Below are 24,415 nucleotides of genomic sequence, written 5' to 3'. Positions count from 1 at the left end.
GACGCCGAGGGGGAGGTCGTCTCAGCGACCAGCCTCACCCCGCGGAGACGTCTTCTCGTCCGCATCTGTTCCAGTTGAACAGGTTTCGCTTCCCGGTGCTGTGATCGCGCCACTTCCCATTCTGGGAATAAGGAACCTTCGGGGGAGGCCGGCGAAGGCACCGACACGGCTTCCAGGAATTTACTCTACAACAACATTAGAGCCTGTCAATAATTGTTGTCCGAGCTGGAGTTAGCTCTGCTGCGGACATGCCGGGAGAGCGGGTAATGGAGGGAGTTAGAGGGGAAACAAAAGAGGTTCTTCCGCAAATTGTGGGGACGAGATGATGAAACCTGGGCCACCGGCTGCGCGTTCCTCCCCTTTCAAGGGGGAGGACAGGAGGGGGATGGGGGGCGGCGCGATTAACGAACGCATGGAAGAAGCAGGACAAATCGAGCGACCGCCAGTCGCTGCGCGCCCACCATTGTGGGTGTAGGAGAAAGTGTTACCTATGTCCCCGAACAGTTGGCGGCCGAGGGGCAGGGGGCGGGGGAAACCGGCACCTCCATAGCTGGTGGCAGTTCCCCCACCCCTGTCGCTTCAGAGCGGCTGCCAGCATCGGCCGCAGGAGGATGTAGCCTCACTTTTTCCCGACAACACGGGAGAGGATGACGAGGACGTCACCCGCGTCTATCTTCCCGTCGGGGGCCGACTTGCCGCCAACAACGGGCGCCACGTCGAGTTGCGTCACCTGCTCCGCGTTGGGGATGATCTTGGCGCAGGCGACCTGCAGCGCGGTCAGTGCATCGAGAAGTGAGAGCTCGCGGACGTTGGAGACCGTCACGGTCACCGGTACCGCCTCCCCTGCATTCCCCGCCGCATCGAAAGCTTTGGCGGTGAAGGTGTAGGAGCCGTCCGCAACGGAGGTGCTGTTCCACTCCATGTTGAACGACGACATGTTCGAGCTGCCCTGCATCTTGCCGTTGACGTAGAGGACCAGCCTCGCGACGGCCGTATCGTCTGTCGCGGCGAGGGAGACATTGACGGTGCCGCTGACTGTCGAGCCGGAGTTGGAGAGGGTGAGGGAGACAGCCGGTGCGGTCGTGTCGGGCAGGGTGATGGTGACAGTCGCGCTCCCTGCCGCGGAAACATTCCCCGCCGCGTCTTTCGCCCAGGCAAAGGCGGTGTGAGTGCCGGGAGCGGCAAAGCGGAAGGACGCGGGAGCGGAGGCACTCCACCCCTCCCCGTTACCCGCCGGAGGATCAGCACTTTCGGTGACGAGGTAGCCGGTAACGGCGACGTTATCGGTTGCGGAGAAAGACTCGATCGGAACATTGAGCGCACCGGCAGACGCGGGCATGCCAAAGGCGCTGATGACGGGGGGAATGGAGTCAACGACAGGGTTGTTGACGAAAAGGGATACGCACGCGTCGCCGGCATTTCCCGCCACGTCGTACGCCTTCGCGCAGAGCTGATGGCTGCCGTTTGCGACGGCCGAGCTGTCGAGCGTGTAGCTTACCGGGCTCTGGTTTCCGGTGAGGATGACGGCGCCGTCGAGTTGCAGTTCGATGGCGGCTACGGCCGTGTTGTCCGTGGCGCTTGCCGAAAGAGCGACCATACCGCTTAGGGGAGCAGTCGGCGCGACGACCGAAACAGCAGGCTTCACGGTGTCGCCCGCAACTGTTACCACGACAACATCGGAGGTCCCCTCGTTTCCCGCCGCATCGTACGCCTTTGCCGAGATCGAATAGGAGCCGGGAGTAAGGGACGCGGTGTTCCACTCGAAGGAGTATGGGGCAGAGGATTTCTCCGCAGCCATCTCCCCATTGACGAAGAAACGGACTGCGGTCACACCGGCATTGTCGGAAGCATTGGCACCGATCGTGACGGTCCCGATCGCAGTCGTCGAAGGTGCGGTTACCGTTATCGAAGGAGCAACCGCCTCCTTTATCTCGATGATGTTGGAGTAGACGCTCTCGGTTCCGACCGAGTTGTAGGCGGTCACCGCAAAGTAGTAGGAGTTGCTCGGATCCAGCCCGCTGATGGTGGTGCTGGTGACATTTTTCACGTCGAGGGGGGCAGAACCTTCGTCTGCTCCGGAGCCTCCAAAAGGCAATGCGGAGGAATTGGCCTGGTAATAGACCTTGTACCCTGCGAGATCTGCGTCGGTGCTGGGATCCCAGTCGAGGACGACGCTGGCGGCAAAAGAAGCCGAAGGGAAGAAACAGAAGGTAAGCAAAAGCTGCAGGACCGCGTACAGGAGAGAAATCTTCACTGATATTTTGTTCGGCTTCGTCCTGGCCATGTCGCCCTCCGAAAACCGTGGAGCGCGGCAGGCAGAAACAAAATAAGCCGGGGCCGCACACCACGCATGGTATTTCGGCGACCCGGCTGTCTCAGAGAGACCCTATAGGCTTTCCGTCCCATTCTCGCGAATGGTTTAGTATTATCGTGTACCTATTAAATTTTATGCACCGCAAGCTGGCGCCAGTGAACCACAACGCCGGTCTTTCTCATGTGTTTCAAATCACAGAGGCGCACTTTTTTGCTTCGTCTACTCCAGACGGCGCTATGCCACCTCCAATGAACTCCCCCCACCCTCGCCCTTGATACTTTCGAGGGTTCTGTCCTATGTAGGCCGGGATAAGCCGGCAGGCGTTCCCGGCATCTCCCTCGGCCACTTTTCTGCCAAAGGCTGGAACGCGCTAGTAACCCTAAAACCAAAGCTGCGGTCAAGAAGTTTCTGCCCTCTATATCGGGTGAATGGAGTGTCGGATTTCTTTACAAAAAAATAACCCACCGGCAACCGCAACGAAGAAACCGCAGGTGAAACAGCAGCTTTCACAGATGGCACCGGTTATGCTTTTGCCATTGGGTCGATGAAGATTCCGACACTGCTCATACATTGATTTGCTGCAAATAAATACAAGGAGGGTTCTGATGAAGAAGTCAATCCTGGGGGTCGTCTGTTCACTGTGTGCGGCAGTTCTCTTTTCGGCGTCCGTAGCTGGCGCTAAAGCCTTTACTGTCTATGGCAGCGACACGCCGTCGGCGTATTCAGTTTACTTTGAGGGGCAAGCCGAGCCCACGGAAGCCATACCGGTGACTTTTCCGGCAGCGGTGTGGACCCCGGGGAAGTGGATAACACTCAACAATCCGGACCAGACGTGGCCGATGGGGCCGGCGACGGGAAACCTCCCTGGCAGTTACTTCTATCTCACCACATTTGACCTAACGAACTTTGATCCCGCGACTGCGATCTTGAAGATCTCCTGGGCATCGGACAACGTTAGCGAGTTGTTTTTTAATAGTAATCGGATCGGCTCAACTCCTGGCGGCGACAACAGTTACCGACAGCTGACCACCGCTACAATCACCGATGGTTTTATCGACGAGATCAACTTCCTTCTCTTTGTGGTGGAGAACGGTCCTTGGGGGGATGCCCCCTACACCAACCCCACCGGCCTCTTGGTACAAATAGACTCGGCAACCGCCGATCCGGTACCGGAACCCTCAACCTTCCTCCTCCTCGCCGGAGGCATAGCAGCCATCGGCTTCGCGCGGCGGAGGATGAAACGGTAGGGACCTCGGCTCTTGACCGTGCTCTGATCTCGTTCGATAGACGCAAAAAAGGCAGCCCCAGATGGAGCTGCCTTTTTTGCCGTTCGGTGTCAGCAGGAGAGCTAGTTGAAGCGGTACAGCTTCTGGGACGCGGTCTGGACGTTGTTGGAAGTATCGTATGCTTTCACCGCGAGGGTGTGGATCCCTTTGGCGAAGTTCCAGGAGAAGTTGATGGAGCTCTGGTTGGTAGAGACCTTGAGGGCCCCATCGATGTAGAGTTCCATCTTTGCAACCGCGACGTTATCAGTAGCGTAGCTGCTGATCTTCACATTGCTGCCGTTCAGGTAGAGGGAAGTGGGAGCAGTGAAGGCTACCGTCGGCGCGGTAGTGTCGTTGAGGACGGTGACCGCCACGTTTGCGGCCTGGCCGATATTGCCGGCTGCGTCGTACGCTTTTGCGGTCCAGGTATAAGAGCCGTTGGCGAAGCTTGCGGTATTCCAGTTGAAGCTGTAAGGGGCGCTGGTCGTCGTGCTCTGCAGCGCGCCATTGAGGTAGAACTCCACCCTGGAGACCGCTACATCATCGCTGGCAGCCGCGGAAACCGTAACTGTCCCGGAAGCGGTGGTCGGGGCGGTGACCGAAACGCTCGGAGCGGTGGTGTCGTTAAAGACTGCTACCGTCACGCTGCCGGACTGTCCCACGTTCCCCGCTGCGTCAAAAGCCTTTGCGCTGAGGGTATAGGAGCCGTTAGCCACATTGGAGGTATTCCAGCTGAAGCCGTAGGGGGCGCTGGTCGTCGTGCTCTGCAGCGCGCCATTGAGGTAGAACTCCACCCTGGAGACCGCCACATCGTCACTGGCAGCAACGGAAACCGTAACTGTCCCGGAAGCGGTCGTCGGGGCGGCGAGTGATACGCTCGGAGCGGTGGTGTCGTTGAAGACTGCTACCGTCACGCTGCCGGACTGTCCCACGTTGCCCGCTGCGTCGAATGCTTTTGCACTGATGGTGTAGGAGCCATTCGCCACGTTCACGGTGTTCCAGGTAAAGGAGTAAGGAGCGCTGGTGGAGGTATTCTGCAGGATCCCGTTCAGGTAGAACTCCACTTTGGAGACGGCGACATCATCGCTGGCAGCGGCGGCGACATTGACTGTTCCGGTCGCGGTGTTGCCGCTCGTCGGGGAAAGGATGGAGACGGCGGGTGCGGAGGTGTCGTTGAAGACTGTTACGGTCACCGTGCCGGATTGCCCAACGTTACCTACCGCGTCGAAAGCTTTGGCGCTGAGGGTGTAGGAGCCGTTAGTGAGCACGGCGGTATTCCAGCTGAAGCCGTAAGGAGCGCTCGTGGAGGTGCTCTGAAGAGCGCCGTTGACGTAGAATTCTACCTGGGTAACCCCGATGTTGTCAGAGGCGTTGGCGGCAATGCCGACCACGCCACCTACCGTACCGGTCCCGAGGGGGGCTAAGGTCACCGACGGAGCGGAGGAATCGTTCAGAACCGTTACCGTCACATCGCTTGCCAGTCCAACATTCCCTGCCGCGTCGTATGCCTTTGCAGTGAGAGTATGGGTGCCATTGCTTGCCAGGGTGGTGTCCCAGTAGTAGCTTGCGGAATTTTGATTGCTTACGAAAGCGACAGTGCCGTTGTCGTAGACCTCGATCTTCGTGACACCCGTGTTGTCTGTGGCATTGGCGGTTACCGTGACACCGCCGCTCAATGAAGCATTCGGCCCAGGAGCGGTCACCGCAACAGTAGGAGGAACCGTATCCCCACCGATCGTGACCTGCACACTGCTTGATTCACCCACGTTCCCCGCAGCGTCCGTAGCCTTCGCCGAAATCGTGTAGGTGCCAGGGGTGAGGGACGAGGTGTTCCAGGTATAAACATATGGCGCGGTAGAAACGGTCCCGATAAGGGCGCCGTTGGCGTAGAACTGAACGCCGGTAACGCCCGCGTTGTCGGACGCGCTGGCGGTAATCGTCACCACGTTTGCCGCGACCGCGTTAACGACTGCGGAAGTAATGCTGACGACCGGCGGCATCGCCTCTGCGATCTCGATGACGTTGGAATAGACGCTCTCGGTTCCGGCGGAATTGTAGGCGGTGACAGCAAAGAAGTAGGACCGGCTCGGATCGAGGCCGTTTATGGTCGCTGTAGTCGTGTTGGCCACATCGATAGGTGCGCTCCCCTCGGCAGCGCCGGTCCCCTTGAAGGGAACGGCTGCAGAGTCCGCCTGGTAATAAACCTTGTAGCCGGCGAGGTCGGCGTCGCTCGAAGGATCCCAATCGAGTACAACAGTGGCAGCATGGGCAGGAGCAGAAAGCGCGAGCAGCATCAGCGCAGTCTGGAGCACACTTTTGGAACTACACCTGGTCTTTTTCATGATGGTTACCTCCCTTTGGGAATGTATGTGGCGATCTTTAGGCGCAAAAAAGCCGGGACCCGCTGACGCGTATTAGGCATTCGGAACCCGGCGTTCTGCCAGTGACCCAGCGACTTTCTTCCACCCTCGCGGATGGTTTGTTGCCGTCGATATACCTGGTTGTAACTGTCGGAGATCTCGCGGAGTTGTTGTGTGAGTGAGATCACGCCGCTAGACTAATTAGTTTCAACCCTATCGAGAAATTAATTCGCAAGTGTAGTGCCAGCGAGCCAAAGGGCAGCATTGATGCCTAATAAGCTGTTTTCACAACTTTTTTGCGGGAGTGGACTAAATCAGGTGGTCAAAAAGGCTGTCCAGACAAAGAGCAGAGTTATGGAGTAGGTATCCCGAAAGTTGCAGTCATTTGGATATATCTGAGGGATCCAGTCCAGCAGTCGAGCACTGCCAAAAGGATGAACAGCCGTAGCTCGAAAGTTACATGCTGCTCTGCAGAAGGGTTTCTGGAAGAGGGAAGAAAATGGACTGACGCGGTAAGCGGTAACAAAAGGAGGGGGGCACGTCGTGAGACGCGCCCCCTTTTCGCTAAACAAGGTGGTGACTCATCAGGAGCCTTAGTAAAGAGTCACCGTTTTCGTCACGGTACCTACATTGTTCGCAGCGTCGTAAGCTTTCACCACGATGGTGTGTTGTCCCGCAGCGAGGGCAACTGAGGTGGAAAAGGAGCTGTAAGTCGTCGTGTACTTCAGCACGCCGTCGATGTACAGCAGCATCTTCTTGATGCCGACATTGTCGGTGCCCGACGCCTTGACGGCAAGAGAGGTGCCTTTGAAATAGCTCGACGTCGGGGAGAGCAATGTCACGGTAGGGGCAGTTTTGTCGTTGTAGACGGTGACCGTGACGGATCCCGACTGCCCGACGTTACCGGCGGCGTCGTAGGCCTTGGCGGTGAGGGTATAGCTTCCATTGGCAAAAGCCGTGGTAGTCCAGCTGTAGCTATAGGGCGCGGTGGTATCGGTACTTTTCAACACCCCGTTCACAAAAAAGGAAACCTTGCCGACTCCTACATTGTCGGTAGCAGCGGCCGTGACCGCCACGGTCCCGCCCACTTTGGTGCCGGCGACAGGCGAGGTAAGGGAGACTGACGGAGCTGTCTTGTCATTGGAAACGGTGACGGTCACGGTGCCGGACCGCCCGATATTGCCTGCGGCGTCGTACGCTTTCGCGGTGAGGGTATAAGAGCCGTTTGCGACGGAGGCGGTGTTCCAGGTGAAGCTGTACGGAGCGGTCGTCGTGGTGGCAGCGATCGCTCCCTGGACATAAAACTCCACCCGGGTCACGCCGACGGCGTCAGTGGCATTGGCCGAGACGCTGACTGCACCGCGCACGGTGCTCCCGGCAAGGGGCGAAGTCAGGGCAACCGCCGGGGGGGTGGCGTCGGTCCCGACAGTGACCACGACAGTGGAGGACTGGCCGACATTCCCTGCGGCGTCGTATGCCTTGGCCACAAGTGCATGGGTGCCGGAGGCGGCACGCGTCGTGTCCCAGGCGTAGGATACCGAGCTCTGGTTGCTGACAAAGGCGAGGGTCCCGTTGTCGTACACCTCCGTCTTTGTCACGCCCACGTTGTCGGTTGCGCTGGCAGAAACCGTCACAGAGCCGGTGACGGCTGTATTGGCTGTCGGTGAGGTAACGGAGACGGTTGGTGGAACGACATCCCCTGCTACCTTCACGGCGACGCCGGCTGACTGTCCGACATTCCCGGCAGCGTCATAGGCCTTTGCCGAAAGGGTATAGCTTCCGGGGGGGAGCGCAGAGGTATTCCAGGAGTAGACGTACGGTGCGGCTGTGACGGCTGCCTTGAGCGCGCCGTTGATGTAAAACTCCACCTTTGCGACCCCGACATTGTCGGAAGCACTGGCGGTAACGGGGACGGTACCGCTGACGGAGGCGGATGCCAAGGGAGAGCTGATGGTCACGATCGGAGCGACAGCTTCGGGGATTTCGATGATGTTTGAGTAGACGCTTTCCGTCCCGACGGAATTATAGGCGGTTACGGCAAAGAAGTAGGAACGGGCGGGATCGAGTCCGTCGACGGTAGCTGTCGTCGTATTGGCGACATCAATCGGGGCACTCCCCTGCGTCGCACCAGTCCCCTTGAAAGGAATAGCCGCGGAGTCCGCCTGGTAGTACACCTTGTACCCGGAGAGATCCGCATCGGTTGAGGGATCCCAGTCGAGAATGACACTGGCGGCAAAGCTCGGCGCCGCCGACGCCAGCAGGATGAAGAGAACGTGAAGCGTTGCCAGAAATAAAGGCAGTCTCCTGCCGCACTTACCTTTCACTACCACCACAAAGACCTCCACGAGACGGGGTTGTGCAGGTCCGGGCACAAAAAAGCCGGGACCCGCAAATGCATCGAGGCATTTCGGCGTCCCGGCTGTCTCAGGGAGACCCTTTAGGCTTTCCGTCCCACCCTCGCGGGTGGTTTAGTATTGTCGTGTACCGGAGCAAGTTTGGAGCTACTATAAGCTCTTTGAAGAACGCGGGAGGTGCTGCAGGTCACCAAAAACCCAAACTTACAACTCTCCCTATAATGCCGGACAGTGAGCGAAAGACCCATTCGATTGGCTGAACCTGCAGGAGAAGTTGGCGGGGCTGTGGTTGCTAACAAAGCGGGGTGGGAGGAAAGGCTGTGCGAGTCAGGGGTGAAAGCGCGAGCGAAGCAACTAGAAATGTTCCAACTGCCTCGCTCGTTCCTCACAGGAAGACTACTGTTGTATACGCCTCCCACCAAGCGGTCCCGGCGGGACAACGGAAGACGTGGAGGCAACTTCGATAGCAAAAGAACCGCCGCCTTTATAGGTGAAGGAGATGGTCCCACTGTGAGATGAAGTAGGAGTGGCGATGGTGATGCCCTTTTGCTTCACGACGAAGTGCGTGTCGGGAGTGACCTCAGTAATGATATGTGTTATGAGGGAGTTTTGAGGATCAGTGCCGCCGACCGAGTAGCTAAGGGTGTTGGTGGCGGCTGTATTGTACTTTGCAGAATTAAAAATCACGACGTAGTTCTGTGTAACACTGTCTTCGAGCAAGACTCCTATGAGCGAGGAATTTGAAGTCACAAACCGTGAGACAGGGGGAAGTTTTTCGTCTACGTCGCCAACATACATAACGTTTAGAAAAAGGTCACGCTGCTGCTGAATTGCTGGCATCAGTTCCAGACGCCATTGTCCGATCTCTTGGATGGGTCCGCCCATATATCGTTCCTTATCCGCTGCCAGAACCGTCCAGTCAATTCCCCAGTTCTTCGGAACGCTTCCATCCACCCAAAATTCGTATCCTTGACCTCCTACCTTCCGGATCCGGCGGTCTTGCGGAAGTAACACCTTGCCATACAGGGCCGAGTTGTTAAAAACATTCGTTGCTGAGTACGAGTCACCATCGGTGGTGTAAATATGGCCAGTGGCCTCTGTACTAAGGACGTTACCATTGAGCAAAGGTTCGTTTACAGTGTGCAATAGCAACTTTTTCTTAAACTTTGAATCAGATGCTTCAACGCGATCGAATACTAAAACATACGACTTGTCTCCCGCCTTGCGCAGAAACATCACAGCTCTCGTGAATTCAGTTGCACGGGTGCCATACGCTTTTGGTGCCTCGCCAACTGCATAATCAAAAGCCTTACTCGTATCAAAGGCAACAATATCTCCCCAGTTGGCAGCCTTATTTAGCAAAAATGTATTAGTTATAGAAGTAAACGTAGGATGTATTGTCCCGAAAGTTCTCGTCGTGGTTTTTTCTGTTCCTCCTGGATCTGGGTTATTGTTCCCTAATTTTTTGGGTGAGTCCGGATTTGCAGGATCTATGAGTAAAAGCGTGTTATGCGCCACCGTATTCTTCTGGTAACCTATATAGTTTGTCTGCCCCTGATACGTATCGTACACTCCGGATTCCGGGGCCAAATTTCCTCTGCGGTACAACGCAAAACTGTTGACATCAAAGTCGCCGTGGGAGGTTTTTGTAAAAGCAGGAGTAGACCGGAAAGAGGCGATTACTGCATTGTCTGCCCAACTGGACCGCATGTAGACTTCATTTCCCCCGTCAAAGTGTTTCGCAAAAGGCAATTGATCATAGGTTGCCTGCCGCGGATCGATGGCAGGAAGCGCCGGATCGTAAAATAGCAAGGTTGCGATATCTTCAAAATTTTTCCACTCGCCGTAGTATTCGTTGGTGAAAATCCAGCTGGAGGCACCGCGTTTATCGAATGTAAGTATATTTTTAGCAATCCACTGCTGGTATGGGTTTGTCGTTGCTGCCAATTGAGTAGCTACCGAGTGGTACTCCTTCGTCTTCCAATTAAAGTCATTTCCTGTCGTGTCTGAATAGGTTGCGAGACCTCCGGCACCAAGGCCAACTCCGTGATGGAGGACATTTCTATTGAGCCCGAAGTCTGTGCTGTAAAGCTGGTAATCGGCAGCCGAAATATCATAGTGCAGGTCTGCACCGTCAACGAGGTTTATTCCTGTCGCACTCTTCAAGGCCATGAACCAACTAGTTCCATCTGCACCGTACTGGTATCCCTCCAGAGGTGTCCCGTCGTTTAAATAAGCAAATGCTCTAGCAGCGTCTCCATAAATGGAATCATATCTCCACCTGCTCTTATAGCAGAAATCGGCATCAGCAAGATGATTCGCCAGCACTATCTCAGGCCAAGCCCGCCATGCCCAAAATATCCACTCCTCACGGTGAAAGGTTTCCCCCCCGGTACTCTGAATTCGGTTTCCGGCACGTATCCATGCGGCCCGGCCCGCTATGTTTGCCGCAGCGGCAATTTTCTCTACGAGTGCCTCCCGTTGCTGTTGAGTAAGGCCATTGTAGGCCCAGTCAAAGGCAATGGCCCATTCTGCAACTTTGCGGTCGGTACCGGAGACGTTATTTGACGTGTAGCTCCCCGTCCAAGAGGTGGCGGTCTCAGCCATGAGGTTATTGTAAACAATGGATGCATACGCGTTATTTCCGGTCACGGCATAACAAAAAGCTGCTGCGATAGTATCATTAGCCGCAGCTGACTTGATAGATGCCCATTTGTAATGCTGCGCCTGAATTCGTGCCTGAGCTCGCGTGATCAGCTCAGGAGTGAGGATGATACGTGGGTGTTGCGACTTGATGCTCATATTGCGGAATTGAGTCTCAAGAATCTCAACCCGAGCAAGACCAGCGGCATCGCCATACACTGTTCCAACCGTGGATGCATCTAATCCACGTGCGGCCTTCGTCGTTGAGAGCATGCAGAAGACCGTGAAAACAAACAGCGTGAATGGCATCGGGGCTTTCGCCTTCCTTGCTTTGTCCATGTCCACCTCCTAAAACTGCCTTATATTGACTGCTTGCCTGGTTTGACAGGGAGAACTGCCATTTTCCCCAAGGCATAAGAAATAGTATATAAGGGGCAATAGATCTTGATACTGCCTCCGCACGAGCCTTCGAAGAAAGAATGGAAACCCATCGCCACAAGCCGCCTACGTCTCGTCCATGACACTGCAACGAATTCGCAAAGCCAAGGGCCTACAACTCCGTCCAGTAAGATGTGGTGGTATCATACGCGGTAATAAAATCGAGTATTTCAAATCACCAAGTTGGGGAAGTACCTGCAGCGACATGATATAGTCCGGCACGAGTGGAGGGAGTGAAGGCCTGAAAAAAACCAACCACTGCAACGATATGGTGCACCGGTCGTATCTATGGACTGAGGCGTTGAATGACGGAAGGAGACAAACAGAGTATACCATATGGAACAAAGCGTCTTTGTAAGGATCCCCTCAGGAGCAAGTGTCATTGCTTGCGTGGCTGTGTCCCTTCGAGCGAGATGGCTTGAAACTCCCTGCTCCCGTCAGAGGTAGTATATGGCAACGACCTACCTCTTTTCGTAGCCTAACTTCTCATCATCAAAGGTTAAACAAGATCGCCATACGTATAGTCACATTGACCACCATGACTGTTCCAGCGCATGGCGCCTTTTGCAGAGAATCGGAATCTTACGCAGACGCAATATTTCCAATGAAGTCAAGTTCCACCAGCTCCCCCTTTTTCCGTCCGCCATCTCATCGCCGCGGTGCACAGCGGCATGCGCAGAATCCCTCGAAGACCTGCTGTCCGATATTTTCCCAAGTCCGATGAAGCACAGTGGAACTTATTTTCGACGGATCCCATCGTGCATCCATCGCCGCGAGTATGCAGCGACTCCAGGATTCAATAGTATTTTCCGGTACCACCAGACCATTCTCTCGTGACACAAGTTCAGGAACCCCTCCAACGTTTGAAGCTACGATCGGAGTTCCGCAAGCAGCGGCTTCCAACAGGACATTCGGACAGCCTTCATTGTCACTGGCCAGGCAGAAGAGGTCCGCAGCGCAATACCACGGTGCGAGATCCTTGTTTTCAACTTCACCGACAAAAAGAACATTTTCCGTCATGCCATGCTCGATCACCAATGTTTTCAGTTCTTCCCCCAAGCTACCATCTCCGACGATCACCAACTGGAGGTCAGCCTTGATGCCTTGGCGCAGTTTGGTACAGGCACGCAGGAGAAGGTCGAAGCGCTTCGGTTTTTCGAGTCGCCCCACGGAAAGAACAACGGTGCTGCCGGTTCGTAGCCCCACTTTTGCGCGGGCCTCTGCACGGTCCATAGGGGTAAAAATGCTCCCATTGACTCCGTTAGGCACAACAAGCACGCGCTCCGGTGAAACGCCTAGATTTTCTACGAGGGAGACCATGGATTGTGCCACCGGGATAATGAGATCAGCTTGTTGCAGGGTATGGACAATCAGTTTCCTGATTGCCGCTTTTTTGGTATAGGTGTGGATATCACTCCCTCGCAGAGAGACTGAAACAGGAACACCCAACAGATTGGCAAGGGCGACCCCAGCGTAGCCATCTGGGTACGCCCAGTGGACATCGATGATATCAAAAGGATTCTCTCGGTGGAGTTTCCTAATAAAGCCCACAATTGATCGAAAGTACATCATCCCGTAGAGCCGGCGGAGAACTTTGGGAGTGACAAGGTACCGGGGATGATATGTTTCTAGCCCTCCTATACATTCCTTTGCGGGTATCAACCTATAAAGGCGCGCCCTATTCCCGGGACAACAGGAAGGTACCCATGGCACGGGCGCAACCACCTGCACCTCGGTAAATGCTGATAGAGCCTCTAACCTGTTACGGACGAAGACACCAAGGTTCGGTTGCATGTTATTAGGAAAGAGAGTCGTTAGCGAAAGGACCCTCATGATGCTACCCCGTATGCACACAAGAAGGAACGTTTAGCGGAGACTTCTTCGAAAAGTTTTGCATATCGGTTCAAGAAAAGCGGGAGGGTGAACGCGTTCCTCAATCTTGCCCTCCCCTGTTCGCCGTACCTCTTCGATAACTCTGGACGCTGGATGAGATGTAAGATAGAGGTTGCAAGTACAGTCGGATCTTCTGGCGGCACTAGGTTGCCAGTGACGCCATCAACAACTATCTCAGGGATCCCTCCGACTCTGGATGCAACGACAGGGAGCGCGGCTCTCATTGCCTCCAGGAGACAGAGGGGGGTTCCTTCCGAGATAGAGGGGAGCACAAAGATATCGCACAGCTGTAGACATGCGGGGACATCTTTACGAAGACCGGCGAAATGTATATGGCTCTCAACCCCTAATCCGTAAGCAGCTTCCCTTATAGAAGCTTCCAAGGGTCCTGTTCCTATCAAGAGTAAATGAAAGCTCGATACAGTTCTGACGACGCGAGACACAGCTTGGATCAGAAATTTATGGCCCTTTACTTCCCGCAGATTTGCGACGCATACAGCGACGGTCGCATCCTCAGGTATCCCCCACTCCCCGAAACACGCAGTACGGAATTCAGGATCCGGTACTGTAGATAACTCATCGATTGCGTTATAAACAAGTTGCACTGGCACGTCACTTCCCAGACACATCTTCAACCGTTTCCTGATGTCATCCGAAACCGCCACTCTCATATCCGCAGCTTTCAGCATTCGGCGCCATACCGTAGGAGCGAAGCCAGTCTGCATCAAGTGACTGGCGCCATGCACGGAGGCAACCACAGGGATGCCTGCCAATCTAGCAGCCGTTACGCCGTAATTAACAACTGTTAGCCCGTTTACTACATGCACTACATCAACGTTCAGCACCCGTATTCTATCCCTGAGACGAAACAACAGAGTAGGATCAGGCCCCTTACGTTTCGGAACCACATCAACATTAGCTACACCTGAGAATCTTTCAAACATATCCCCGTCCCGTATTGCAATGACGGTGGAATCGAAGCTTGCTTGGTGCAGGCCCCGGCAGAGCTCGAAAACGACGTTCTCAGCGCCGCCTGTAACAAATGACTCCAAAAGATGAAGGACCTTAATCATTACGCACGCTCTTTCCTTGAGTGACTGACACCGAGGCAATGAAGCTTGCCAGAAGAGGGTAGATAAAGGAGTTGTACGCGCCAGGCAAAAAAGCGTACGAGAATAGCAGCACCACACAGGAGATCCCGAAGGCATACGCCAGCATCTCGTGGCTAGACTCTGGGCGACGCGTCAGCATGCCTCGCAACGGGGCAAGTGCCGAGAGCAGAAACGCCGAGAAAGCAGTGAAGCCTAGGATCCCTGTTTCAGAGAGGACCTGTAAGTAGATGTTGTGGACACTCTTTCCCGGATTGCAAAACTGACGGTACTTTTCTGGACAGTAATTCCAGAAGTTGTCATTGAAACCTCCGACACCGACCCCCAGAATGGGTGCAGAACGGACCATATATATGGCAGCACCGTATGTCGCTATCCTTCCAGCAGCTGAGGCTTCTTCCTTATAGTCGACGGTGCTGGAGATCCTCTCAATGTAAGTGCTGGAGACTCTAGCGGCCCCTAAGAGTGCAGCCACGCTCAGAACGATGAAGTAGGCTTTCTTATCCTGTGCCATCGTTGAGCACAGGGCTAGAGCGATACCAAGGCTTAAGAAAGCTCCGCGCGAATAGCTCGGAATGACGCAAATTATGATTAGGATAACTCCAAAGATCCCGATGCTCCGGGGAAACGTGCTCTTTGCCGTCAGGATTAGGTACATGAAGAGGGGCGCCACCGCAGCCAACGTAGATGCGAACTCGTTCCGATCAACCAGACGCCGGGAAGGAAGCGGCATCTCCCACCCAAGGACGCGGTAATGATAATAGGCGGCGGCGGCCACGAAGATGAAGGTAGCAGACAGCCAGTACTGGAGGTTCTTTAGGTCGGAGGAATTTCTGACCACACAGATGCCGATGAAAAAGAGCAGCCACATGTTCGTTATCTCGCCGAGATACCGGTGGGGTCCGCCACCTCCTTCCCCTAAAGCGTGGGTGAGCCAGCAAACAATGAGAAAGCCAGTGAGCCAGCCGAAAGTCTTCAATGATCGAGCGGTCAGTTCGCTTGGGGCACCGGTAAGAACGCAGAGTCCCAGGAGGAAGCCTCCAAGGACGAGGGGGCCATGCAACACGGTATACATCTCAGGAAAGATATCGTAGATATACGGCTTGGCTATAATGAGCACGAGCATCAAGAGGTATCCGACGATGGGGCACTTGAGCGATTTCATCATGAAGCAGGAAACGCCAAGACTAGCAATGCCGAGCGATACCATTGACGGCTCCAAACATCCGGCTCTTTTTTATCCTCCGAAGAAACTCTAGGGAAGACTCCGGAAGAAACGTTAGAAGGGAGAAATACATGAGCGATAAGTCATACCAAGAGGCGGACCGAGCGTTCCGGAGGTAGCTTTTTGCCACAGATATATTCCCGCATTGAAAGAAACGAATTCCGAAGATTTTGTTTAGTTCGAACCTCTTCCAATTGAGATCTCGTGCGGATAGATGGTGGCGTTCCGACAGCGGAGCGAGCTTGTCATACATCCTATTAAGCGCCAGATACGTCCGCTCCATGTTGCTGCGACTGTGTCCGCCGCCCGACACGAGGTAGATGGTGAGCACCTCGTCGAGATACCAGATCGGGTGCCGGTTCGCAATGCGCAGCCATAGGTCGAAGTCCTCTGCCCCTTCAATGAGGGGATCCTCGTCAAAGAGCAGGTCCTCAAACACCAGACGGTGTGCCAGAACACTCGATGTGGTAATCCAGTTCTTCGCCCAAAGAGTCGCGTAAGTGAGTGGATTTTCACCGCTGTAGAGTTTATATTGCGGAGAAGGGGGTATCATACCCGGCCCCAAAGTCCTTTGCACGCCCGTGAAGACCAGTGCCGGTTTCTTAGCTGAGCGGGCGACAGCGACTTGTCGCTCTACCTTCGTGGGAAGCCAGAGATCGTCTGAGTCCATAAAAGCGATGAACTCACCACTACACTTCCTGATCCCCAAATTGCGGGCACTGGCCGGACCGCCATTTTCCTTCGTCAGGACCACCACGGGGCCGCCAAAAGAGCGCGCAATCGTGACAGTGTCGTCCGACGATCCGTCATCGACGATGATCACCTCCAGCGACTTGTGAGTCTGAGCAAGGACCGATGTGACACAGTCGCGGAGGGTTGATGCAGAGTTGTACGTAGGTATCACTACCGAAACAACCGGGTTCAAGAGTTACCTCCGACGCAGAACGGTATTAGGACCTGCTCTTCCAGAATATATCGTGATAGATTGTAGCCAGCAGTCCCCTCGCGGAAATCAGGTTGAGGCAACGAGACAGGCTTTTTAGGTAGTGCTGTCGAGCAAGGGACATCATTCCCTTACGCCGGCAGTGGTATCCGGCGTCATTATGCATTATCGACAATCTCTTTCGAATGATGGCCTCATGGCGGGCATTCCCCTTTTGTCGAGTAAGGAGCTGTTCCATCATCGAAAGGGAGTCCTCAGCATAGAGCAACAGGTTGTTCGTTATGTTTTGAGCGTTTCGGTGTCTGCGCAACAATGGTTGGTCGATGAAGATAAAGTTGTAGTCGTGCGCGATGCGCAACCAGAGATCGTAGTCCTCGGCGATGCGCAGACACTCGTTAAAGCCGCCAACCCTCTCCAGAATAACTCGCGGGATCACGACCGAAGGCGTGAACACGAAGCATTCGTGCAGCAGGTTTTCGTAGATAGCTCCCCCTGATACGTGTCGGAAGCCACGCTCGTGTAGGTACGAAACGTGAACTTCTTCGTCATTTTCCCAGTGAGACATGTCCGTGAAACACAGTCCCGCCGCCGGGTTGGCCGAAAATGCAGCAAGTTGAATCTGCAGCTTTCCCGGATGCCACTCGTCGTCCGCATCGAGAAAGGCTATATACTCTGCAGTAGCCTCCTTAATGCCGCGGTTGCGTGCGGCAGCAGGGCCGGCATTGGCCTGACGCACCAGCCTCACCCGGTCGGCGAAGCGCTCCTCGACGAGGCGTGAGGTGCCGTCCTGCGAGCCGTCATCCACCACGATCACTTCGTACGGCGCGAGTTCCTGCCGCAGCACGGAGTGCACCGCCCTTGCAATGGTTGCTGCGGCATTGTAGGCCGGTATGATCACCGAAATGCGGCTCATGCTCCGGCACCGATCAGCTCTTCGTGCAACACCTCCAGATACGCCCTTCCATACCTGAGATCGGGCTCGAGGTGGTTCCCCTCCGCCCATTCATTCCAGGACTTGATGAAGAGAAGGTTCCCTTCGGGGGGAACCCCGTCGGTAAGATCCAGAGCTTGGCGCAAATGGAGGCGGAATAGCTCGGGAGTGGAGCCGTGAAGCACGATGCCGTTACTGCCGCAGCGAGGCGTATTGTCCCAGTTGGGAAAGACGCAGGGATACTCTGTGATCCCGGGCACCCGGGGGGGGAGGAGCTCCGGCAGCACTGTGCGGTAGTCGCGGATGATCGGCTTGCCGGATAGCTTGCGATAGCGATGACGCAGCCACTTGACGGGGTGACGCAACGACACCCAGTTACGGCGGGACAAAAGGGGGCGCGCCGAGGCGTCAAACCCCGATGAATCGGGCTGCCAGTTCCTCGGCGTCACGACGCCTACCAGGTGCACCCCGCTCAGCCCCGCCTTCTCTGCTGCGCGGCGCAGGTCGCCGACGAACTTCTGCAAAATGGGGATGTCCAGAGGCCGGTACACCAGGAAAATGGGCTTTCCCTCTATCTTCATGTAACGCGGGTCGCAAAAGGCCCTGACCAGGTACTCGATGTGCTGGCGCAGGTCCTCCCCTTCCGGGTAGGTCTGCTCGATGAGGATCTGCTTTTCAAGCCCGTGCCACACTCCCGTCCACGTCTCGTTTGCCCAGCACAGGCAAAAAGGGAAGTCCGGCTTGCCGCTTTCCAGCACCTCCTCGAAGGGGCGCTCCAGGATGCGCTTGCCACCGAACCAGTAATGGTAATAGCAAAACCCCTCGATGCCGTATTCGCGGGCCATCGCCGCCTGCGCCACGCGCGCCTCGGGTAGGCGCAGGTCGTAGAAACCGAGATCGGCGGGGACGTGGGGCTGGTAATGCCCCCGGAACAGCGGTTTCGCCTTGGCGGTATTGGTCCACTCGGTGAAGCCGGGTCCCCACCACGCGTCGTTTTCAGGAACGGGATGGAACTGGGGGAGATAGAAGGCAATGGCGCGTACTTTTTTCCTCATAAATTCCTCAGCGAGCGGGAGCGGGAATAAGGGTGCGCATCTCACGGTAAAATTTCCATCGGGTCAGTAAGCCGTAAGCGACCAGATAACAGAGCACGGCCAGAATAACCTTCACAAAAAGACCGACCAGACCGGGGGAAGCGGTCCCTGGTCCGAAGAGGCCGACACAAGCCGCCGGGGCGGCGAGCAATGCCGGCAGTACCCGCCGCCCGATGGCGCTGGCCTTGAGGTCGACGATCCCCGCGAGCACACGCAGGTAGTAAAAATATTGGAGGACGTATGCAACCGTCACTACGACGGCGGCTCCCACAAGGCCGCCGATCTTGAGGGCGGGATAGATGGCGACGATCTCCACCACTGCGGCGATGAGCGTGGCCCGTGATATCAGCTCGCTCTTCCCCAGAGCCAGCATGACCTGTCCCATGGGCTCGAGGATCGCCCTGATGATGCCGTACAGGCACAAGATCCTTAGGGCGGGCAGGGCCGGCAGCCACTTCGGGTCTCCTTTGCCGAGAAAGTAAAGGAGGAAATCATGGGAGGCGATGAACAAGGTAAGGTTGGTGGCGACAGCCAGAAATGCCACGTACTCCACCACGTCAAGATACTGTTTCTCGATCTTTTTCCCCTCGCGTACCAGGCGGGAGAAGGTAGGAAACAGGACGTTTAGCACTACCCCCTGCAAAATTGTGCACACCATCGAGCCCCAGTTGAAAGCGATGGTGTAGCACCCGAGAAGCGCTGTTCCCGAAGCAGCACCGACGATGAAGTTGTCCGTGTTGAGCATGAGGTAGACCACCAACCCGGAGACGAAGATGTGGCTTCCGTAGGAGAGAAAGATCCTGGCGATCTTCCGGTCAAAGGCAAGGAGGATGCGCGTCGGCCGCAAGAGGTTGACCAGCACTGTCGACAGGGCGGTCGCCAGGAGGTTGCCGGCGACGATGCTCCAGAAGCCGTACCCTAGAAGGGCGGCGACTATCGAGGCAACGGACGATACCACGGTGATGCTCAGTTCATAAATTGATAGGCGCCGGTAGTTCAGCTCTCGTTTCAGGAAGGCGACCGGGAGGAGCGCGAAGGCGGAGATGAGGAAGTTGACGGAGAGGGCACGGATGGCCGGTACCACCTGCGGGCTGCTGAAGAGCCATCCTGCCGGAATGGAAACGAGGTAAGCGACGAGGCACGCGGTCATCCCGAGTATAATCCGCAGCACAAAGGCGGTCCCCGCCTCCAGGTCGTCCAGTGTCTTATTCTTTACTAAGGCGTTATTCAGCCCCATATCGCTGAAACTACGAAAGAAATTGACGAAGATCAGGGAGAACCCCACTATGCCGTAGTCGCTCGGTTTCAGGCTGCGGGCCAGGATGATGCTGGTGACCCCCTGGCAGCCGAACATCATAACCCTGATGAGGGCGTTGTACCCTATCCCGAGGGCGGTCGTTCTACGCAGAGACACGGTTTCCCTCCCTCAGCAACATGCAGATTGTCTCCACCCGCCGGTCCCAGCTGAAGCCGGCCATGGCGACGCTACGAGCCTTTCTGGGCACCTCCCCCTCGGCTACGGCCGCGTCGCAGGCGTCAATGAAGAGTTCGGCGTCACCAGCGATCCGGACGCGGTCCTTGAAGTAAGACACCTCCGGGATGTCGGTAGAAACGACGGGAAGACCGGCGGCAAGGTACTCGTAAAGCTTCAGAGGGTTGCAATGATCGGTGAGGCGCGACTTCAGAAAGGGGATCAGCCCCACATCCATTGCCTTGCAGTACGCGGGGAGCTCCGCAAAGTCCTTTTCGCCGACATATACGACGTTGGGGAAGGAGGCGAACTCGTCTTCGGCGATGGAATAGCGTCCGATGAGGAGCACGGTCCAGGAAGGGCGCGATTTCGCGAGACGCTTCAAAAGATCCACATCCACCCAATCGTAGGAGATATGTCCGAAAAAGCCCACCACCGGCCTTTTCAATGGCGCCGTCTCCGGGGGGGGCTGCAGCGCCGGGTCGAGGACAGCCCTGGAGAAATGATGGTAGTCGACGCCGTGCGGCAGATACTCGACCCGGCCGCACACCTCCCTCTTCCGTTCGTAGAGCAACCGGGAGGAGCAGAGCACCAGGTCGGCGACTTGTGTCAGGGCCTCGTCCTTTTTTTGAAAGGACTGGGCATTGAGGCCGCTGAACCCCGAGTGGTCGTCCACGCAGTAATACACCAGCTTGCGACGTTTTTGCCGCACCACCAGATCGTGCCAGTTCTGGGAGAAGACGAGGAGATAGGGGTCAGCGATCTTGAGCCTCACCCGCGCCCAGGCGATCTGCACAGCAAGCAGCCCGACGTTCAGCCTCTCCACGTAGCCGCCGCGCCAAAAGGGAATGATCAAAGGGGTGAGCACATAGAGGTTCGGCTCCACCTGCCTCACCCCCCGCAGGAAATCCTTTACCTTGCGAAAGATGCGCCCGAGGTCCCCGCGCGAGGCGGTAGGGGGACGAAAGCCTACCGACGAGATGAAAAGGACGGTGTTGTCACGTGCCAGTCGGATGGAGACCTGGTATTTGCTGGTCTTCCACCCCCAGTCATCGGAGGAGAATATTATGAACGAACCACACTTCACTCGGCACCTGTACCTTCTGGATTGCTTTGCGCTTCCCCTGTCGCGAGAGTTGGGCGCACCGCAAGGGCCATACTGCGCAACCGATTGTAGAGACCGTTACCCATCAGCCTTTTAACGCCATTAAGGAGTTGATAGGTGACTCCCACCTCAAGCAGGGTCCTCCCCCTTTGTCGCACCACATCCTTGACTAGTGCGGTGTCACCGCCTCGTACCGCAAAACGGGGGATGGTGCCCTCCCCCCGCCGGTGCCACAAAAAGGGGCGGGAGGTGCAGAAGCCCCGATAACCCGCCTTCTCCGCGCGGGCCGCGCTGCCGGCATCGAACCTGCCCCCCGGGGCGGAGAAGAAGAGGATTTCGCGATCAAGGATCTCCTCCAGCACCCGCTTCGAATGTCCCAGCTCCCGTTCCTGTTCCACGGCCGGGAGATCGCTCAGGAGTCGGTGGCTGGCGGCGTGGCTGCCAATCCCCATCCCCCCCCGCCCAAGCGCTCTCACCTGCGCCATGGTGAGGTAGTGTGGGGTGCCGATCCAGTCCGTGGTGATGAAAAACTCGGCCCGGAAACCGTACTCCTGAAGGATGGGGAGGGCCAGGTGATAGTTGGAGTCATGCCCGTCGTCAAAGGTCAACACCACTGCCTTGCCAAAGGGAAGGTTCTCGGAGAGGACCTCGTCCAGAAGGAGAGTGTGGTAACCTTCCCTCTTCAGGAAGTCCATCTGGGCGCGGAACTCTTCTGCCTGCAGCAGATACACCCCCTCTCCCGGGTCGTCTATCCCGGAGGCGTGCCCGGGAGCCTCGAGAGCGTGGTACATGAGCACCGGCACCGCGACCACCTAGTTTCCTCCCTCGAGATACGCGGGACGCCACAGCGTGGAGCTGTCCCCTCTGAGCCAGCGCCAGAACCCCGCTAGGGCCGCCAGGTTCATGACCACGAAAAAGTAGCTCATTTGCACCATCCTACTGCTGCGGGTCGCAGGAAGTGCTGCACCGACGGCGGCCAGTGCGTAGAAGACGACTTGCAAAGAGGTAGCGAAAAGGTATAGCGATCCCTCGATCAGAGGTCCTAAGCCGGCGAGCATCAGCAGCGCCACAGGCACCAGAAGCCGCCCCATCTTGTGGGAAACGAAGCGCCAGCAGCAGCGGTTCTTCCAGGGGCAGAGTAAAGAGGGGAGAAGTCCCATGAGCTGCCAGTTCCCACCAAGGGTCCTTACCTTGCGCACCCACTCCTGTGTCATCTGACCGGAGACGATGTCGTGGGCCTTGGCGCTCCCGTCAAAGATGGTGCGGTACCCCTGCAGCACCACCTGCATCGGGATCATCACGTCGTCAAGGAGGGTCCCCTGCGGCAGGGTGCGGTACAACGACCGCCGGATCGCGTAAATTGCGCCCGTCGCCCCGACAACCGAACCGCAGCTGCTCTCGGCCTTCCTGATCCATTTCTCATACTGCCAGTACGCCCCCATTTCCACCTGGATACCGCTCGAGGTGGTCTTGTGCAGCATCAACTCACCGCTGACGCAACCGACCGTCTCGTCCCAGAAGTTCGCCACCAACTGGCGGATAGCATCCTCCTCGAAGGTCTGACGGGCGTCACAGAAGACGATGATGTCCCCGATGGCCCAAGGGACCCCCGCGTTCAACGCCTCCGCCTTCCCCTGTCTAGACGGCAACTCCACGATCCTCACCTTCTCGCCAGCGACACGCAGCGCGTGTTCGACGGTGCGGTCCTCAGAGCCATCGGAGACGAGGATGATCTCCAGCCGGTCCGATGGATAGTCCTGGGCCAGCAGGTTCTCCAGCCGCCTCATGATGTTCTGCTCTTCATTGCACGCTGCGATGACAACAGAGACAAGAGGGAAGAATTCCACTTTTTTGACAGGACGCGGCCTTACCTTCTTGAGAACCGCGAGGCACAGCGGATAGCCAAGGTAGGTGTAGAATACGAAGGCGAAACTGATCCAAAAGAGAAATACCAAAGCAAAGCCTTTCTACATGACAATGTTCATAGCATGTATCTAGAAAACCTTCCTCACATCAAGGATCACCCTGTTTGTCTGGCGTCCCCCTGCCGACTCCTCGATTTCGTAGCGGTACTCCGTGTGCGTGTACGTCAGCGCGGTGCTGATTTCGTACGGGAAGCTGTAGGTTACGCTTGCGCTGCCGCTGAAGTGGTACGGGTATCCTGTCCCTTCGTCGCGGGTCACCTTGTCACCGGTCAGTGCCAGTGCGACTGCGAGCCTGGACGAAAGCTCCTGACGGGTGAACAGGTTTATGGCGGTGACTTTCCTGTCCGACTCGGCTGCAAGGGAGAGCGTCTCCTCTGCATCGAACTCGGACCTCACTACGGAGAACCCCATCGTCCCGCTGTCCATCCGCTTTTCAAGCGTCGCACTGTACCTCGTCTCTTTCGTGGAGACGGTGAGCGGGTCGTCGGAGTAGCGCACCAGCCCCTCCAGCGTTCCGGTGAAGACGACGAAGTCGTGGGTGACTCCGGCGTTCCAGAAAAAGTTGCTGGCGTCCCTTCCGTTATCGAAGTCCTGCCAGCTGTTGCCGATACTGCCATAGACAAAGCACTTGTCTGCATACTCGAAGCGGGCTCCGCCTGATACGTTGTGCTCCGTGTAGTCGGCGATGTCGGTATTTACCGAGCCGTAGGAGTAGGAGGCGTTGAGCGACAGGCGCGCGGTCAGCTCATGGGTCAGGTCCGCATACCCCCTGTGCTCCCGCCTGTCTATGGCGGAGGTCGATCCCGAACTCTCCGTCGCGCCCGAAGCTTCCCAGTAGCGCACGTCGGTGTACCGGTACCCTGTCTTCAGCGTTATCTTTTCCGCCAGCCGCCAGAGAAGATAGGGGGAGACGGTGGCGCGGTTTTCGTCGGTCTGGTCGGAAAAGAGGCTCTCTGTCGTGGTGTCGCGGGTCACGTCGAGGGACCTGCGGCTCAGGGAGTCGCTCACATCGACAAAGAGGAAATTCTCAAAGAGCGCGGCGTGTCCGCCGAGAGCCAGGGTGTGGACCTCCTCGTCCTCTTTCCACCCTTTCGCGAAGTGCCTGTACTCGAAGGTGTACCGCGCGTCGGCGCTGAGCGACCCGCTCCGGTAGAGAAGGGAGGCGCCCGGGAGCACGCGGGTCACGAAGTCGCTCTTTCTCCCCGTGGAGGTCTCCAGGATGTTATCGCTGTACTCTTCGCTCAACCCGAGGGAGGGGTGGAACTCGAACTCGGCGGCGAGCGCAGTGCCACAGGACCATGCTGCTCCGAAAGCACAGAGTGCGGCTGCCGCTCTTTTCACGCCA

At 56.6% G+C, this 24,415-nt stretch carries 16 protein-coding genes and 2 riboswitches; of the genes, 1 reads left to right on the top strand and 15 read right to left on the bottom strand.

Annotation, left to right across the window (positions count from 1 at the left end):
• Positions 1 to 619: 619 nt before the first annotated feature.
• A complete protein-coding gene (locus tag LPW11_RS14595; protein ID WP_230994606.1) occupies positions 620 to 2,284 on the bottom strand; it encodes an Ig-like domain-containing protein in 1,665 nt (554 codons plus the stop codon).
• Between the two features lie 73 nt (positions 2,285 to 2,357).
• Positions 2,358 to 2,434: riboswitch (cyclic di-GMP riboswitch) on the bottom strand.
• A 485-nt stretch (positions 2,435 to 2,919) separates the two neighbouring features.
• On the opposite strand from LPW11_RS14595, the gene LPW11_RS14590 reads away from it, so the two are divergent.
• Positions 2,920 to 3,561, top strand: a complete 642-nt coding sequence (locus LPW11_RS14590; RefSeq protein WP_230994605.1) for a PEP-CTERM sorting domain-containing protein — start codon at positions 2,920 to 2,922, stop codon at positions 3,559 to 3,561.
• Positions 3,562 to 3,662: 101 nt separating this feature from the next.
• On the opposite strand, the gene LPW11_RS14585 is transcribed toward LPW11_RS14590, so the two are convergent.
• The 14 genes from LPW11_RS14585 to LPW11_RS14520 form a co-directional block, all read right to left on the bottom strand.
• A complete protein-coding gene (locus LPW11_RS14585) occupies positions 3,663 to 5,921 on the bottom strand; it encodes an Ig-like domain-containing protein (RefSeq protein WP_230994604.1) in 2,259 nt (752 codons plus the stop codon).
• Positions 5,922 to 6,532: 611 nt separating this feature from the next.
• Positions 6,533 to 8,272 carry an Ig-like domain-containing protein gene (locus LPW11_RS14580; protein WP_230994603.1) on the bottom strand — a complete coding sequence of 580 codons (1,740 nt, stop codon included), beginning with the start codon at positions 8,270 to 8,272 and terminating at the stop codon, positions 6,533 to 6,535.
• Positions 8,273 to 8,345: 73 nt separating this feature from the next.
• A riboswitch (cyclic di-GMP riboswitch) is annotated at positions 8,346 to 8,422 on the bottom strand.
• Between the two features lie 267 nt (positions 8,423 to 8,689).
• Positions 8,690 to 11,275, bottom strand: a complete 2,586-nt coding sequence (locus LPW11_RS14575; protein ID WP_230994602.1) for a heparinase II/III family protein — start codon at positions 11,273 to 11,275, stop codon at positions 8,690 to 8,692.
• A gap of 747 nt (positions 11,276 to 12,022) precedes the next feature.
• A complete protein-coding gene (locus LPW11_RS14570) occupies positions 12,023 to 13,168 on the bottom strand; it encodes a glycosyltransferase family 4 protein (protein ID WP_230998299.1) in 1,146 nt (381 codons plus the stop codon).
• 35 nt (positions 13,169 to 13,203) lie between these two features.
• Positions 13,204 to 14,340 (bottom strand): glycosyltransferase, encoded by a 1,137-nt coding sequence (locus tag LPW11_RS14565; protein WP_230994601.1) that lies wholly within the window; start codon positions 14,338 to 14,340, stop codon positions 13,204 to 13,206.
• The gene (locus LPW11_RS14560; protein ID WP_230994600.1) at positions 14,333 to 15,586 is read right to left on the bottom strand and encodes an O-antigen ligase family protein; all 1,254 of its coding nucleotides are present in this window, start codon (positions 15,584 to 15,586) and stop codon (positions 14,333 to 14,335) included. The genes LPW11_RS14565 and LPW11_RS14560 overlap by 8 nt, the downstream gene beginning before the upstream one ends.
• On the bottom strand, positions 15,564 to 16,526 hold the full coding sequence (locus LPW11_RS14555) for a glycosyltransferase family 2 protein (protein WP_230994599.1): 963 nt from the start codon (positions 16,524 to 16,526) through the stop codon (positions 15,564 to 15,566). The genes LPW11_RS14560 and LPW11_RS14555 overlap by 23 nt, the downstream gene beginning before the upstream one ends.
• Positions 16,527 to 16,551: 25 nt before the next feature.
• Positions 16,552 to 17,457 carry a glycosyltransferase family 2 protein gene (locus tag LPW11_RS14550; RefSeq protein WP_230994598.1) on the bottom strand — a complete coding sequence of 302 codons (906 nt, stop codon included), beginning with the start codon at positions 17,455 to 17,457 and terminating at the stop codon, positions 16,552 to 16,554.
• On the bottom strand, positions 17,454 to 18,530 hold the full coding sequence (locus tag LPW11_RS14545) for a glycosyltransferase WbsX family protein (protein WP_230994597.1): 1,077 nt from the start codon (positions 18,528 to 18,530) through the stop codon (positions 17,454 to 17,456). The genes LPW11_RS14550 and LPW11_RS14545 overlap by 4 nt, the downstream gene beginning before the upstream one ends.
• 7 nt (positions 18,531 to 18,537) lie before the next feature.
• Complete coding sequence (locus LPW11_RS14540; RefSeq protein ID WP_230994596.1) at positions 18,538 to 19,983, bottom strand: lipopolysaccharide biosynthesis protein; 1,446 nt, start codon at positions 19,981 to 19,983, stop codon at positions 18,538 to 18,540.
• On the bottom strand, positions 19,970 to 21,127 hold the full coding sequence (locus LPW11_RS14535; RefSeq protein ID WP_230994595.1) for a glycosyltransferase: 1,158 nt from the start codon (positions 21,125 to 21,127) through the stop codon (positions 19,970 to 19,972). The genes LPW11_RS14540 and LPW11_RS14535 overlap by 14 nt, the downstream gene beginning before the upstream one ends.
• Positions 21,124 to 21,957, bottom strand: coding sequence for a polysaccharide deacetylase family protein (locus LPW11_RS14530; protein WP_230994594.1), 834 nt, complete (start codon positions 21,955 to 21,957; stop codon positions 21,124 to 21,126). The genes LPW11_RS14535 and LPW11_RS14530 overlap by 4 nt, the downstream gene beginning before the upstream one ends.
• The gene (locus LPW11_RS14525) at positions 21,958 to 23,100 is read right to left on the bottom strand and encodes a glycosyltransferase family 2 protein (RefSeq protein ID WP_230994593.1); all 1,143 of its coding nucleotides are present in this window, start codon (positions 23,098 to 23,100) and stop codon (positions 21,958 to 21,960) included.
• 39 nt (positions 23,101 to 23,139) lie between these two features.
• Positions 23,140 to 24,411 carry a TIGR03016 family PEP-CTERM system-associated outer membrane protein gene (locus tag LPW11_RS14520; protein ID WP_230994592.1) on the bottom strand — a complete coding sequence of 424 codons (1,272 nt, stop codon included), beginning with the start codon at positions 24,409 to 24,411 and terminating at the stop codon, positions 23,140 to 23,142.
• Positions 24,412 to 24,415 lie beyond the last annotated feature (4 nt).

Origin of the sequence: Geomonas sp. RF6 (assembly GCF_021044625.1) — a bacterium.
Taxonomy (GTDB): domain Bacteria; phylum Desulfobacterota; class Desulfuromonadia; order Geobacterales; family Geobacteraceae; genus RF6.
This window is presented reverse-complemented; position numbering and strand designations above follow the sequence as displayed.